Annotated in this window: 10 protein-coding genes and 7 pseudogenes; 6 read left to right on the plus strand and 11 right to left on the minus strand. The window is 36.8% G+C overall.

Translation table 11 applies throughout. The annotated features are described in order from the left end of the window. The 3 genes and pseudogenes from ACFIJ8_RS07920 to ACFIJ8_RS07930 all read right to left on the minus strand — a co-directional run. Positions 1-271 (minus strand): annotated as a pseudogene (locus ACFIJ8_RS07920) (hypothetical protein); the annotation flags it as partial. A gap of 51 nt (positions 272-322) precedes the next feature. Beyond that, a complete protein-coding gene (locus ACFIJ8_RS07925) occupies positions 323-937 on the minus strand; it encodes a hypothetical protein (RefSeq protein WP_375639333.1) in 615 nt (204 codons plus the stop codon). Then, positions 927-2,711, minus strand: coding sequence for an MFS transporter (locus ACFIJ8_RS07930; protein ID WP_375639334.1), 1,785 nt, complete (start codon positions 2,709-2,711; stop codon positions 927-929). Before ACFIJ8_RS07930 ends, ACFIJ8_RS07925 begins: the two co-directional genes overlap by 11 nt. A 475-nt stretch (positions 2,712-3,186) precedes the next feature. Between ACFIJ8_RS07930 and ACFIJ8_RS07935 the strand changes: the two are divergent. The 6 genes and pseudogenes from ACFIJ8_RS07935 to ACFIJ8_RS07960 all read left to right on the plus strand — a co-directional run. Continuing rightward, positions 3,187-3,813: pseudogene (locus ACFIJ8_RS07935) on the plus strand (tyrosine-type recombinase/integrase); the annotation flags it as partial. 209 nt (positions 3,814-4,022) lie between these two features. Next, positions 4,023-4,223: an AlpA family transcriptional regulator gene (locus ACFIJ8_RS07940; RefSeq protein WP_007347209.1), complete on the plus strand. Its 201-nt coding sequence runs from the start codon at positions 4,023-4,025 to the stop codon at positions 4,221-4,223. A 97-nt stretch (positions 4,224-4,320) separates the two neighbouring features. Further along, positions 4,321-5,205, plus strand: a complete 885-nt coding sequence (locus ACFIJ8_RS07945; protein WP_375639335.1) for a toprim domain-containing protein — start codon at positions 4,321-4,323, stop codon at positions 5,203-5,205. Between the two features lie 12 nt (positions 5,206-5,217). Beyond that, a pseudogene (locus ACFIJ8_RS07950) lies at positions 5,218-6,818 on the plus strand (DUF3987 domain-containing protein). A gap of 535 nt (positions 6,819-7,353) precedes the next feature. Continuing rightward, entirely contained in the window at positions 7,354-7,566 is a 213-nt protein-coding gene (locus ACFIJ8_RS07955; RefSeq protein WP_375639336.1) for a hypothetical protein, read from the plus strand. After that, a pseudogene (locus tag ACFIJ8_RS07960) lies at positions 7,500-7,736 on the plus strand (type ISP restriction/modification enzyme); the annotation flags it as partial. The gene ACFIJ8_RS07955 and the pseudogene ACFIJ8_RS07960, both read left to right, overlap by 67 nt. Positions 7,737-9,215: 1,479 nt before the next feature. On the opposite strand, the pseudogene ACFIJ8_RS07965 reads toward ACFIJ8_RS07960, so the two are convergent. The 8 genes and pseudogenes from ACFIJ8_RS07965 to ACFIJ8_RS08000 form a co-directional block, all read right to left on the minus strand. Next, positions 9,216-9,320, minus strand: a pseudogene (locus ACFIJ8_RS07965) (transcriptional regulator); the annotation flags it as partial. 18 nt (positions 9,321-9,338) lie between these two features. Beyond that, positions 9,339-9,416, minus strand: a pseudogene (locus ACFIJ8_RS07970) (Killer protein); the annotation flags it as partial. A gap of 13 nt (positions 9,417-9,429) precedes the next feature. Further along, positions 9,430-10,362 (minus strand): DMT family transporter, encoded by a 933-nt coding sequence (locus tag ACFIJ8_RS07975; protein WP_375639337.1) that lies wholly within the window; start codon positions 10,360-10,362, stop codon positions 9,430-9,432. Between the two features lie 11 nt (positions 10,363-10,373). Further along, positions 10,374-10,676: an SDR family NAD(P)-dependent oxidoreductase gene (locus tag ACFIJ8_RS07980; RefSeq protein WP_375639338.1), complete on the minus strand. Its 303-nt coding sequence runs from the start codon at positions 10,674-10,676 to the stop codon at positions 10,374-10,376. Positions 10,677-11,088: 412 nt separating this feature from the next. Next, a pseudogene (locus ACFIJ8_RS07985) lies at positions 11,089-11,397 on the minus strand (phage terminase large subunit); the annotation flags it as partial. A 210-nt stretch (positions 11,398-11,607) separates the two neighbouring features. Then, positions 11,608-12,804 carry an RNA-guided endonuclease InsQ/TnpB family protein gene (locus ACFIJ8_RS07990; protein WP_375639339.1) on the minus strand — a complete coding sequence of 399 codons (1,197 nt, stop codon included), beginning with the start codon at positions 12,802-12,804 and terminating at the stop codon, positions 11,608-11,610. Further along, positions 12,801-13,424 carry an IS607 family transposase gene (locus tag ACFIJ8_RS07995; RefSeq protein WP_375624374.1) on the minus strand — a complete coding sequence of 208 codons (624 nt, stop codon included), beginning with the start codon at positions 13,422-13,424 and terminating at the stop codon, positions 12,801-12,803. The genes ACFIJ8_RS07990 and ACFIJ8_RS07995 overlap by 4 nt, the downstream gene beginning before the upstream one ends. Further along, positions 13,417-13,818, minus strand: coding sequence for a hypothetical protein (locus ACFIJ8_RS08000; protein ID WP_375639340.1), 402 nt, complete (start codon positions 13,816-13,818; stop codon positions 13,417-13,419). Before ACFIJ8_RS08000 ends, ACFIJ8_RS07995 begins: the two co-directional genes overlap by 8 nt. Positions 13,819-13,834: the final 16 nt, after the last annotated feature.

Below are 13,834 nucleotides of genomic sequence, written 5' to 3' on the forward strand. Positions count from 1 at the left end.
CTTCAAGATCTTCGTCAAAAGACATCCTTCCACGCCCTGGAACGCGGTAAAAGAGGTACCTACCCCCATTCTCACCATCATGATAAAAGCGAAAACATACCCCTTTATTGATCACAATACCTTTTCTATTTGTCGGATCGGCTTCCAGAATCCTGTCAGGTTGATGAAAACGCACATCCTCTAAAAAACTAGTGGAAAGAGAACCTACCTTACCTTGAAGTTCAGAAAGACTGTCACTGTTCCTCTGTGCCTTCTCTTGAACTTCTGTCAATGCACTCTTAACACACCAGAAGAACTGTGAAAAGAAGCTGATAGTTTATATTTATTGGTGTAAACTCTGATGCGTATATCCATATTTTATCTCACAGCCAGAAAAAAAATCCCGTATCATATTTAACTGAAATGTATTCTCGTACTTTTTTCTATTTTCAAAATTAACTAAAATGAACTCGGGAGTAGCGATACATATTAGAGCTAACACTTCTGCCAAATCGAATCTCTCCGATAAAGTAATCGTCACACTATATGGTACGCTATATTTTTTCATACATTCTATGTTACGCACCCACGTTTGTTTATATTTTTTACTGTCTAGATTTCTTATCTCTGAAATAACATCTGTGCCTATTTGTATCCCTAAAAAGAACGGATTACTCTTTAATAGCTTCAAATATGGTTGAATATAGATATGCCCCCCTGTTGCAATCCGAAAATATTTTTTACAAATGAGACACATACAAGTATATTTATGAAGTAAATCATAATCGAGCTCAAAAGGCTCTCCACCAGAAAGAATAATAAAATCAGATTTTATGTCATTTATTGTATATAAAGATTCAGGCAACGCGTCATCTCTCACCATACATTCCATCGAATACGGACAATGATTGCAGCCCGCACTGCAATTTTTATTACAAATTACAATATTATCGCCCATGAAATTTCTTATTCAAGTTCATATAATCCAATACTAATTGTTTCATGAAAATATTTTGGTATAGACAAAGATCAGAAATTTTTTTAGCCACAAACGCTTTTATCATTGGTAAAGCTTCATCCTTTGATATAGACAGCAAATGAGAAATATAGTCTATCCGTTCTTCTAAATTGAGAGATAATCTTGGACTGGTGAAAAATGTTAAGATATCCAATTCCGGACTGGCTTCTTGACATAAATCCCAATCCACTACCATAAAAGAACTATCAGAAGTAACAATGATATTATCAGGATGTAAATCTCCATGTGATAAGATTATATTCTTGCTTAATCGATCTTGAAAGATCTTATTGATTTGATCAATAATCGCCTTTTGATGTAGCAAATCCATTTGGCTCAATACAGTACCTCGGATAAACTCCCATTCGACTACTTCATCGCAAAGTGTTATCAAATTTGGTGCAGGATAGAGACTTTGTCGAAAAGAGCCATCCTTGATGTTTTCATTAATGCACGATGCTTCCGGATAAATTTGCCCATAGCAAAACTCTTGATGCTTGCGTTTCAAGAAATGTTGTTTTGACGATTGTGCATTTTCAGGCTGTAACCAAATGATTTCTTGTTTTCTGACAAAAATAATTAAAGCAGACACCCCAAAAATCACAGCCATAATCACTGCCAACCACAAATTAGCTTGCCGGAATGTTGAAAAAACATGACCGTATAAAAAACTGAATGCAAAGGATACAACAGCTGTAATAATGGCTGTAAATGATAAAACAGTCGCGATAGCTTTGGGATCAATCAGTGAATTTATAAGAAGAGACGACAGATAAGATCGATAAGCAGACTTAAAAACACATAGCAGTAAAAATCCTAATATAAGAGCCGCAATGATTTGAAATGACATGAGAAAAAAAGCAATGGTTACCATACAACCAATCATTAAGACGGGAAAAATAGGATTTTGAAACTTTGAAAAATACTTCTGAAACAATATATTGGAACTTGCTGAACAAAAATTCCCAATGATAAAAATAATCGAAACCAAAATAGCAGGTTGAAATGGCAAAAAATCAGAAAATGCGATAGAAACAGTTCGATTATTAACCAAAATAGCAAAAGCTGAAACTGCACTTAAAAAAATAAGAGTGAAGCGATAGGGATTTTTGACTTCTTTACCGCTGGCGCACATAACTGTGAAAATATTCGGATGAGCGTTGATATGAAAACTATCTAATCCCTTCGTCAGTTTTGAAAACATAAAAATAGCAAAAATTAATGAAAGGACTTGAAAAATCAAAGGCAATGCAGGATGCACATAATAAAGTATTCCCCCTAAAAAAATAAGTACCGTTGTCACACTATAGGTAACAGCAGCCACTTCGGACTTAACGGAAAACAGTGTGCGATGCTTTGGTACTACAGAGAAGAGTAAACTATCTTCCGCACCTGAGAAACAAGCGGTTGCTAATGTAATACACAACAAATAAGTGGCGTAAGCAAAATATGCATAATTCATAAAAAGAGCTAAAAAACCGCAAAGAAAGAAAAACAGCCCAGTATAAATAACGCGCTTACTTCCATAAACATCTGATAATAAACCCAAGGGGACTTCTAAGATCAAAGGAAGCAATAAAAAATAACTACCGATTAAAACAATATCCGCTTGCGACAAATGCAATTTTTCCGACAAAAAAAGTGGTAAAACAGCAACCACTAGAGCAGTAGACTTGCTAACACTATAAATCTTAAATTGCTTAACCTTATCCACAAAATACCTTCCCACGACATCCGCTACATGCGCCAGATTCTTTCAAAGATTTTTAAACGCTTTGAGCAGACCAATCTATTGCCTCATAATTTTGTAGGTTCCCAAAAGCTTCTGAATAAAAGCAATTTTTTAAATCTCCATTAGTCCAATATCAAGGATGAAAATGGAAATAAACACATTAACGGCGACGAAACGTACGTAGAATTTTCGCCTAAGTAATAATTAATACAATTTACAAAATTTTGTGACGTCCATGAGATTTTCCTTTCTTGGAACTTTTTATCTATATAAATCTGTAGGGGGATTCTTTCCTTGATAATTCATCTCTCAAATGAAAAAGTGAGGCGTTTGGCGGAAGAGTTTTGTTTCTTAAAGCCTTAGATCGATCCTTTGTATTATTTTTTCTAGAAAAACTAAATGACGACGTATCGAGCGGGCTGAATCCGATATAATCGACATCTTTGCTTATACAAAATTAGATGTTGATTTACAAGCTGCTGTAGAAAAAGCACGTTCTCTCTTAGGAAAACAACTCCATAAAGCACAAAATATACCAGCTATGGATTGGAGAGACATTCCCGCTTTTTATAAAACACTTTGCCAAACAACAACCGTGACACAACTGGCTTTGCGTTTGCTTATCCTTACAGGGGTTCGTACCAATCCCATACGTCATATTCGTGAAAATCAGATTGATGGGGATATATGGACCATTCCTGCTGAGAGTATGAAAGGAAAGCGTGATACGACAAAAGAATTTCGCGTTCCTTTATCAACAGAAGCATTAAAAATTCTAAAACAAGCACGCGGGCTTTCTCGTAATGATTTCTTCTTTTCTGCAACCGGTCGGAATCCCCTTGCTGAAAAGTGTATGTCAATTTATATGAAAAAAAATAAACTTGAATCCTGCCCCCATGGATTTCGCTCTAGTTTACGCAATTGGCTTGCTGAAACAACCGATGCCCCCTATGAGGTCGCTGAAACCATTTTAAGTCATACGGTCGGAGGGCAAGTAGAGCGTGCCTATCGTCGTACTGACTATCTAGAACAGCGCCGTGTTTATATGGATAAATGGGCGGCATATGTCACGGGTCAATCTTAAGATATGGGGTGAATAACCCCATTATCTGTGGATAACTTTAGCTCTCTTCTCTCTCATTCTTTCTCAATAAGACTCATAAATTATTACATCACAAATTATATGATAAAATATTGTTTTCTATAAATAAAATACCTTCAAAAATAAACAAAAATGTGGTTAATAAATGGGCATGATTTGTTTCTATTTTTTGAAAATGAAAGGATTTTAGTATGACAGAAAATGATATTCTTTTAACAGACCGTGAAAGTGCAAAATTGCTTCATATGAGTGTCTCAACTTTCCGCCGTCATGTAACCAATGGCTCTCTCCCAAAACCTTTAAAATTTGGTTTTTTATCCCGTTGGTTACAATCAGATCTCTTGAATGTCATCGAGCAAGCAAAACAGCAACGTCAAAGTGACGCGGCATAAAAAAACCTTGTCACGTAAGGACGGACAAGGCTTTCTCAAACTCATCACCCTAGAGATAGCACAATCCGTCCTATGACGCAACGTTATAGGATTTAAAATGATGTGTTCTTTTAAGAATGCGCAGGGCATTACACGTGCCTTGCGCGGGGTTTGGCATGGGCGTTATGGAACAGCCCGTTGCCCTGCTCATGATGATAGGCTGCCTAGTTTATCTATTTCTAATGGAAATGATGGGCGTCTTTTACTCACTTGTTATGCTGGCTGCTCTTTTAGAGAGATCATACAAGCGCTCATAAGAATTGGGTTGCTTGGAAAACAAGCCTTTTTTGATAAAGCCTATGATCACACGCTCTCTTTCTCAAAACAGTTTTGTGCTGATCTCAAACGAGCAAAACAGAAAGCAGAGAGAGCAAAAGCAATTTGGCAACAAAGCCAACCAATCAAAAATACTTTAGCAGAAACCTATTTACGTATGCGGGGTATTACATGTGATTTGCCTACAGATTTACGCTTTTACGACAAATGTCTACACCCCTCTGGGGGTACATTGCCCGCGTTGATTGCTCTTGTTAAGGGGGCTGGTTCCTTTGCCATTCATAGAACCTTTTTAAAAGACAATGGCTGCAAAACAGATCAAAAACCAGCCAAAGCCATGTTGGGTTCTATCACGGGTGGTGGGGTGCAATTAAGTCAAGCCAATCCAAAACATCTGGTCATTTGTGAGGGCATTGAAACCGGTCTGGCTCTGCTGTCTGGGTTGTTATCAGAGCCCGTTGATTTATGGGCGTCCCTTTCAACCCATGGCATGATGCATGTGAATTTACCTCCTACAAAAGGGCGTCTGACAATTGCAATGGATGGCGATGAGGCTGGTCGTAAAGCAGGTTTTACCCTCGCTGCACGTGCCTATAGACAAGGCTTTGAGGTCTTTATGATGCAAGCTCCAAAAGGAACTGATTTTAATAACGTATTACTTTCTTAAAAGAGGGAAACTATGAAAGATAGTAATTTACAAAACAATAATGAAAATACTCCCGTCAATGATAACGATAATGTCTCTTTAAACGAAAATACTTGTTTAAAAGCCATTTCTTATGAACAAGCCTTGCAACAAAATGGTTAGGGGCAATTAAAAAACCGATTGCTACGGCTCTCTTACCCGTCGAGCCTTTTAAAATATTCCTGCTTCCAACGCCGTTAATAAACTATGTTTATGACGTTGCTGATATTCAACAATCTTCTATCGATTTTGTTGCTGTTTCTGCTTTATGTGGATTGTCTGCTGTCATTGGAAATGGCGTGCGGGTTGCTCCAAAACAACACGCCAATTGGAAAATTGTTCCTAATCTCTGGGGTGCCATGGTGGGGGAACATTCAAACTATGAAAACAGATACCATGGAAGCTGCTTTAGCACCTCTCGATGTTTTTCAGGAGGAATGGCATCAAAAATGGTTAAAGAAGAAAAAACAGCAAGAAACAAAAGATATTCTTATTGAATTAGACAAAAGAGAAAAGAAAAAACAAGCCTAAAAAGCACTCAAAGATCAAGACGAGGAACAAGCCCTTGCCCTTCTTTCACAATCTCTTGAACATAAAGAAAGTGAGGAAGATGACACGCTTAATAAACGACGTCTTATTGTCAATGATGTGACCGTCGAAAAGCTTGGGGAATTGTTAAAAGAAACCCCCCGTGGTTTATTGTTGGTTCGTGATGAATTATCTGGTTTTTTATCCGATTTGAAATGGAAGGAATATCAATCAGACCGTTCTTTTTATCTAACAGCTTTTAATGGCAAAAAATCATACACCTATGACCGTATTGAACGTGGAACCATTTTTATTCCCTATGCAACCATTTCCATTATTGGGGGCATTCAACCTTCACGGATTATTCCCATTATTCAAGCAATGCACCATGGAACAAATAATGACGGCTTATTGCAACGATTTCAAATGCTGGTGTGACCCGCGATGAACGAAAAGAGCGGTTATGGGTTGATAGACAGGCATGGGAAAGCTATCAAGGAGTCTTTCGTTCTCTTTATGATAAACCTTTAGGATCACCAAAACACCCCATTACCATACGCTTTTCTACTGATGCCCAAGAGATGTTTCGTGAATAGTGGGAAAATTTTCAGAAAAAAATAAATGATGGTCATTTCTCATCAAGTTTACAAGCGCATCTTTTGAAAATGAATCAAACCATACCAACCCTTGCGTTGATTTTTGAACTGGTTGAGGGTGGGCGTTTTGAAATCAATAGAGATGCCCTTGAAAGAGCCTTGTATTGGGAAAAATATTTGTTAAGTCATGTCAAACGTCTTTATGCGGCGGCGGATAGCTTAGCAACAGAGGGGGCAAAATTAATTGTCGAACGTTGTGATCATTTACCCGATGTTTTTACAACAAGGGATATTTATAAACGTGATTGGAAATGTTTCAAAGATAATGGAGCCGTTAAGCAAGCTTTAGAGCTTTTATGCCGTTGTAACTATATACGTGAAATCTCTGGAGACAAGAGCTCACAAGGCGGTCGCCCTACCATACGCTATGAATGGAATCCCTTAATGACAAGCCATAAAACATCACACTGAGGCAATTTGGAAATCTTATAGAACATTAACAATATAACAGTGAACTCTTCAAAGCACTCCCCATTATGAGTTTTGGGGGTGCTTTTTATAGGTATTATTTTATTTTTTTAATTAGAAATAAAAGTTATTATATTTCAATATGTTAATGTTTTAAAGAAACAACCTATATTAAATGCAATCAATAAATACAATCTATAATATATATTTAAAGGGGTTTTGTAGGGGTTTTGGGGGTTTTAAGAACCTACAAAACCTATCAAAATACTCATTCTGATATTTTAAAGCACGTAGTACATTTATCTTGATGAATACGTGAAACGAACAGCAAATTTCACTACTTTGCTGATCTTATTCCATGTCATGGGCTGTGGATAAGTACCTTTTAAAAGCCTTTTTGAAAAAAAATTTCTGGTTTTGCAAGAATTTCACCTCATCTGACACTCGCTATTTATCCCAAATGGATTTAATTGGCTTCACTTTGATTCTTTTGAAGAGAATTAATCAGTAGAATATATTGTCATGGAGTCTATTCTTTATGTCTCACCCTCTTTATTCTGATAATAAACATGTCTCTTTACGCTCTCTCTTACAAGCCTATCGTGATCAAGCGATATCAGAGCAAGAAAAGCAAGCTGCTTTTGAAAAGTTTGTCATTGCCTATTTGACGCAAGACCCGCTTCAGAAGCTTATGAGTATATTGTCAATGGTAGACCCGCTCTTGAATGGGTTATGGGGCGTCAATGTGTAAAGACTGATAAAAAGAGTGGCATTGTGAATGATGCCAATCGTTATGCCGTTGAAACCATTGGCAACCCTGCCTACCCTCTAGAGTTGTTTCAAAGGGTTATTACCGTAAGTTTAGAAACCATGAAAATCGTAAAAAAACTACCAAAATTGGAAATTAGAGAAACTGAATAGACTTGGTATGCCACATAATGGGTATGTTAACCTTATAAGGGGTAAAAGGTCTTATACCTATAGGTTCTATACCCCCTTTATACATTGCTTACGTACAATCTTTAAAAGGATAATTTATCATGCGTTATTCTAAAAAGAAGAAACTTGCACTTTTAGATACTCTTATTTGGATTGCTTTAAGACTTTTAAGAAACCCACTCTTAAATAGAATTAGATTTTTTTACATTGCCTTTAAGAGGTTATACCGTAATCTAAAATGATAACTTTATCCTTTTCAAAAGCTTTGTTTAAAAAGAGTTATGTATATTCATTTTCTTATATTACTTATAGGTTTTGTAGGTTCTTAAAACCCCCAAAACCCCTACAAAACCCCTTTTTATATATATTATAGATTGTATTTACGGATTGTATTTAATATAGGTTGTTTATTTAAAACATTAACGCATTGAAATATAATGATTTTTATTTTTAATTAAAAAAATAAAATAATACGTATAAAAAGCACCCCCAAAACTCATAACCTAATGATCTTGATAGCATTTCTTATGAGTTATAAACCATCTTTTGAAAGGCTTTAAAGGATCACATGATTTTCATAAAGCACGTTATAATCATTCTCTAAATCATAAGGTTATCATTCAAAAGAACTGATAAAATTCATAAAAAGGATTTTGATAACGTAATCAGTTTTTAATTTCATATGCTTTTCATAAGACACGTTTTAATGACTCATTAAAATGATCACTTTTGTCAGTTCAATTTACTGACACATAACTGACAAGTTTTAATCAATTCACATCATTGGCTATCTTTAAAGATTGTACTCTTGATATAAGTTATGTTTTAAAGATATTAACATATTGAAATATATTGATTTTAATTTTTTACCATTCAAAAAAAATAATAGAGGGTCTAAAAATAACTGACAAAACTGACATCACTGACAAAAGCCTATTAAAAGGAATTTTACTGATCTCTATAATTATCAATCTCTCTTTAGATGTTTTCATAACAGTCTATAAATTACAATTATCCTACTTATCGTTTCTCTTATGAAAATGAAAAATGATGCCATGGCTATAAAGCATATAACAGCTATAGAAAATGCGTAAAAACAGCAGCTTCAAATAACTAAACTGTAAATGAACGCATTGATTATAAAGAGAGCACCTATAAGAGGCTATTAAATTTTAAATGTATTATAAACAAAATTCACAAAAAAATTTAAATTCATTTAGTAAAAAAACTGATAGGTTATAAAGATAAAAATACGCATTATGAGAGCCTTTTTAAATATTATAGATGTATAGGATTCAAAACATAACGCAATCGTTTCATAAAGCCCATAATATAGCTTTAAACGCATATAAATATAAAAGAAGCAATTCATAATCATAAGATATTATCAATACACAACGTATTTAAAAAATATAAAAAATATCAAAAAAAGATAAAATATTATTTGACAATAAATACGTATTTTGTTATATGAAGACGATACGCTAATTTTTGTATTGTTATCCCCATTTCTTCTAAAAAAGCTACTTTTAGAACTTCACTAGAATGGGCGGGGTTATGCGTCATTTGTTTTCATTCCTTTCATCAATGGTAATCTTGATAATCAACAAGCTCCACATCTGTTCCGATAAAGCGAAAAATAACACGCCAATTTCCATTCATCTTAAAAAGTATATTACTCTTTATGCGCATTGGGAACGGCTTTTCTAGATCCTAGTAAGCTGAATATATAGCCTTGTCCGATTAGAACTCCAAAAATCGTAACAAAAACGCCTATGATTTGCATGATTTGAGGGATGAAGCCGAACAGGATTTGCACCAATAAGGCTGAAATAGGTACAAAATTGAAAAATATCGCCGTCTTACCCGGACCTCGGATCGCTATTCCAATATTCCAAAATAGGTAGGCTAAAACTGATCCTGCAACCCCCATCCAAAGGAGTGCGAAGAAACTAGCGCCGGACATAGACATCGTTTCTTGAAGAGGGGATTCGAATAAAAAGGTTAGGACGCCAAGGGCGACGGTGCCAGAGAGCATCGTCCAGCTTGTTGTTTCAAGCGGGGTTGCGTTCTTGACAAATGACCGCGTGCCCACGGTATAGAACGCCCAACCAATGGAACCTAAAAGAATCATAATATCTCCTTTGGCAAAGGAAACATGGTTAGACAAAAATCTCCCATTTGTTATGACTAAATAGACCCCGAACATGCTAATGAGCATCCCTATAACCCTCTCACAGGTTGGGAAAGATTTATTCATGATAGCTTCAATAATATTAGCACTAATAGGGGTTGTCGCCATGATGAGGGAGGCTGTTATGGGATTTGACGTTTGCAAGCCAACAAATAAAGCGCCATTAAACCCTGCCACACCGATAATCCCTAGGAAAATATAAGAAATAAAATTTTGCGATAAAACATGCCACCGCAAGCCTTCTTTGAAAATCATAATTAAAAATATGGCGCTTACGGCAATGAGAAACCGCTCAAAAGAAGCTGTCCATGGAGAAACAGTCGTTAAAGCTATCTTAGTGGCTTGGAAATTGGAACCCCAAAAAAAGGTTCCTACGAGGGTTAAGACAAGAGCTATTCTGGGCGTGATTTTCATTGGATAGATCCTTATATTTGATACCAAAGTGGAGCATCGAGACGTATAGAAGAAATTTGTGCGGTATTAGATGAGGAAAGAATAAAGTTGACCGCGGAAGCAATGTCATCTGGGTGAAGCATTTTGGCAAGATTCTCTGGAGGTATCTCTGGGAATCCTTTAAAATTGCGACGAAAATCCGTATTAACTTTATCAACTTGGATTGAACAAACACGAATATTTTGTGGCATTCCCCATAAGCGCAACCCACCAGTATAGCCCTCTACAGCAAATTTAGAAGAAGAATATGAAATTAAAGAAGGATTGTATTCCACTTAATCCTTTTATGCAATCTTTAAAATGTTCGCTGTTATGATGATGCTGTTATGACAGCTCTCTATTTTACGCTTCTAATTTTGAGAACTGTAATTTTATGTTTTTATCATGTGATTAACAATCCAATCTTTAAAACAAGATGGGATCTTTAAACGTATGCGATTTCTGCTGTGATAAAAACGTATCATAAAATTTATGAACTGTTATGAATGATAACTGCTTTTCATTTCATTTGAATGCACCCATGCGTTATAATATTTGCACCATGATTTGCTTTTTATGGTCTATTCATACATGGCAATCTTATATAAAAAATGGTCAAATGAATCACGTATAAAAGGATGGATTCTTGAGTGGATTCATAAAAATAATTGCATACAAGCTATTGACTTTATTGTGTTTTTTGATATTATATCTTACATTGTCTGACCAGTTGATCTCCACACGCTTGATTACCTCATTGTCTGAAAAGCGAAACCGCTTCTCAACGGGGGCATTCTCTCGAAGAGGGTTCCATGTCACCCATAACTCTGCTCTCCACCCCTCTCCCTCTTCACGCAAAGTCGGTATAAGCGTTTGCCAAGCCGTCTCTGTAACGGGCTCTGCCTCATCAACCCAACAAAGCAAAATCCTCCCCATGGATTTGATACTTGCAATATTCCGGTCAAGACCAGAAAACTGAAAGGCTATACGACCATCAATTGACTTAATCGACGACTCCCATAAGCTCTTTTAAAAACTGATTGGAACAAAATCTTACGCAAGGAACTCTACTAATAGACATGAATGCCCTCCTTTCCTTTAACTAAATATAAAATTGCTAAAGCATCTGCTTCGTTGTCATCTTTCGGATTGTGCCCTTTTGCACGCACCGCCTTAATCATCTCTTCTTTCGACGCATTCCGTTCTATCAAACTTATGTAAATGTGATCATTTCTGATTAAATATACTGTTGATTTCCTGCTTCTTTGAGGCTGGTTTCACCAAAGTCACAGGACATTGGCCAGAGCCTTCCTCTCCACAGGCTGATACGGTGGAACTCACCGCCAAGTTTTTTAAATTAATCGCGGCATTAATGTCTCGATCATGGTGTGTACCACAATGAGAACATCTCCACTCACGTATGTTAAGAGGCAATTGTTCAATCTTACATCCGCAATGATGGCAGATCTTACTGCTCGCATACCAACGATCTGCAATAACAATCTGTCGACCATAACGTGCCGCCTTATATTCCAATTGACGGCGAAACTCGAAAAAACTTTGATCTGCAAGGGCACACGATAAATGCTTATTTTTCAGCAAGCCTTTTACATGAAGATCTTCGAGACAAAATGTACCAAAACGCTGAATTAAATCTGTTGTAACCTTATGCAAATGATCTGTTCTGATATTACTTATCCGTGCATGAAGCTTAGCGAGTTTTTGTTTCTCCTTATAACGATTGCTCGAGCCTTTTTGCTTACGGCTTAGCCTTCGTGATAAGCGCCGTAAACGATTTAGCAAAGCCTTATAAGGTTTAACGCCTCCTATGGTTTCTCCTGTCGAAAGCGTTGCAAGTGCATTGATGCCCAAATCAAGACCAACAATAGCTTGGTTCTCGCTCAGTGACTCTTGATTATCTGTTTCAACGCTAAGACTTACAAACCACCGATCCGCTTTACGGCTAATGGTTGCTGACAAGATCTTTCCTTGAAATCGCAATTGTTCTCGCAGACGAACCCAACCAAGTTTGGGAATTCTTATCTTGAAACCTTGCAACTGTATTTGATCATTGGTCAAAGTAAAACGATCGTGCACTCCTTTCTTTCTAAAACTGGGATATCGGCTTCTCCCTGAAAAGAAATTCTTAAAAGCCACACCCAATTGAATAATTGCCATTTGTGGAGCATTTTTAGTAACTTCCATCATCCATGGAAATTGTTCTCGTTTTAGAGAATTGAATTGTCTACGTAGCGCATAGTCATTAGGCTTTGGTAAATTATTATCTTTCTTCCATGCTTCATATTGCTGCTGCCATTCCTTCAGTGCCCAATTATAAGCAAAGCGCGCGCAACCACTGGCTCGAGCCATGTAGCTTCGTTGCTTATTGTTTAAGTCTAGAGCTATTTTGTGAGCAACAATCATTGCGATGCCTCTACAGCTTGACGAACATTCTCTAATAACCTTTGATTTTTTCTCGAACGACTTCCATAAAGACGAGCACTAAAGACAGTAATAATTTCTAAAACATCTTTGGCTAAATCTTCTTCAAAACTGCTTTCTTCCCCCTGATTGAGAATGACAACCTCAACTTGTTTGGCTTCACAAATGGCGAAGACCAATTCTGCACCAAAGCGCAATAAACGATCTTTATGCGTAATCACCAAACGACCTATCTCATTTTCAATGAGAGCATCCAATAAACGTTTAAGACCCTTTTTACGATAATTCATCCCTGACCCTAAATCAGAGATGAGTTCATAAGTCCAACCTTGGCTTGCGCAATAAAGCTCAAGAACCTGTTTTTGTCGCTCTAAATCGTCTTTTTGATCATGGCTCGATACACGCGCATAAGCAATGGTTTTTCTTTGTGACAGTTCTCTCGAATGAAAAAGCTCAGGCCTAAGCTTGGATAGGTCATAACGGCGGTGTCCTCCTGCCGTATGCTCAGAAATAATTTTGCCTTCACCTTCCCAACGGCGCAAAGTGCTAATCGAAACACCCAAAACTTGAGCGGCCTTACCTATCCCAATAAATCTATCCATAATGTATATTATTACACAGATATAAATAGATTACAAGTAAGCTGTTAAAGCCCCTTGCTGTCGTCGCTTTCTTAATCGTACTTACTGGTATCCCCTCATACGGTATCTGATGCTGTTCACACCACGCCGTTAACGTTGCTAACAAACCACCGTAAACATGCGCTGCATCTGTACCTTTATGACGCCTCACCTCTTCAAAATACACCGCGTCAATTTGACCTGCTGTCTGCTTTATTTCTGATAGCCATTGCTTAAAACGCAAGTAACGCATCCCACCGCCTTCAAAACGGCGCGATTGAAAATTCACGGTACCACTGAATATGTCACCACTTGCACCACGTATCGCCCACCCCGTTTTGGTACCTAGATCAAAACAAAGAATCGTGTTATTCACAGCACCTCTACATACA

It is taken from the genome of Bartonella sp. MF74HXZ, assembly GCF_042194445.1.
GTDB classification, from domain to species: domain Bacteria; phylum Pseudomonadota; class Alphaproteobacteria; order Rhizobiales; family Rhizobiaceae; genus Bartonella; species Bartonella grahamii.